Here is a 1,203-nt window from a genome sequence, read left to right as displayed (position 1 = left end):
TCGGTTGTTTTAGAATCAACTGGACACTATCATTTACCCGTTATTCAGTTTTTAGATGAACAAAAATATATTTATATTATCGTCAACCCTCTTATTTCACATAGAGCTAAGAGTTCAAGCCTAAGAAAGGTAAAAACAGATGCAATCGATGCTTATCACCTGTGTGAACTGTTTTATAAAGAAGACCTAGAGCCTTATAAAAAGCGTGGAGTTCAACTCTTAAACCTTCGTAATCTAACAAGGCAACAAGAGAGTATTGCCGAAATATCAGCGAAAACAAAGTTACAGTTGCACTCTTTAATCGATCAGGTATTTCCTGAGTACCGAGGTGTATTTGGAAGCCTCTATTCAAAAGTATCCTTGCTTACTTTACTAGCATTCCCTACTTCTGAGGCAGTATTAAGTGTAAGTGAGAGAGAGTTAACAGTAAAAATAGCTTCATTATGTATGAGTCGTTCAGAGCTTTGGGCAAAAGAAAAGGCACAGAAATTAAGAGACGCAGCCCTTCGTAACCCTTTTCAGCACAATCGCTACAAGAGTCATATATTTAACCTTGAGATCTTAGTCAAAATTGTTCTTCAGTACCAAGAGCATCTATCACAGATTGCGGATGAAATAGATGCCCTCGCTAAAGAAATTGAAGAATATGAGATCCTCCAATCTATCCCTGGTATTGGAGAAAAAATCGCTGCCACGATTATTTCTGAAATCGGAGAGATAGATCGGTTTAATGGTGCCAAGAAGTTAGTTGCATTCGCTGGAATTGATCCAAGTGTGTACGCTTCAGGTAAGTTTACTGCATCCGTTAACCGAATTACCAAACGAGGGTCTTGTAGACTTCGCCATGCCCTATATATGGCTGTTCAAAGTGGAATTCGTGATGCCCGTAAAAAGAAAACGACTGAAGAAATTATTCCACGCAATAAAAGGCTAAGGGAGTTTTACGACAAAAAACGTGAAGAAGGAAAACCCTTCAGAGTAGCTATTATTGCATGTGTAAATAAGCTCTTACACTGGATTTATGCCTTACTTAAAAGCAGAACTACTTTCCAAGATATAGCTTAAAAACTATATCTAACTAAATACAACAAAACCTTCCAAAAAGGACTAAACGGAAGGTTATTCGGCATGAACATTTTTAGTATATCACGAGGTAATAAATCTTTTTATTGAAAAATGTTGACATACTATTAGCTGGTTTAG

At 36.9% G+C, this 1,203-nt stretch carries 1 protein-coding gene; it reads left to right on the top strand.

The genetic code is table 11. The features are described from left to right. A partial coding sequence (locus tag J2Y67_RS27845) for an IS110 family RNA-guided transposase (RefSeq protein WP_310179415.1) occupies positions 1-1,065 on the top strand: 1,065 nt, incomplete at its 5' end. Positions 1,066-1,203 lie beyond the last annotated feature (138 nt).

The sequence above is a fragment of the Neobacillus niacini genome (assembly GCF_031456445.1).
In the GTDB taxonomy this organism is placed as follows: Bacteria; Bacillota; Bacilli; order Bacillales; family Cytobacillaceae; genus Neobacillus; species Neobacillus niacini_I.
This window is presented reverse-complemented; position numbering and strand designations above follow the sequence as displayed.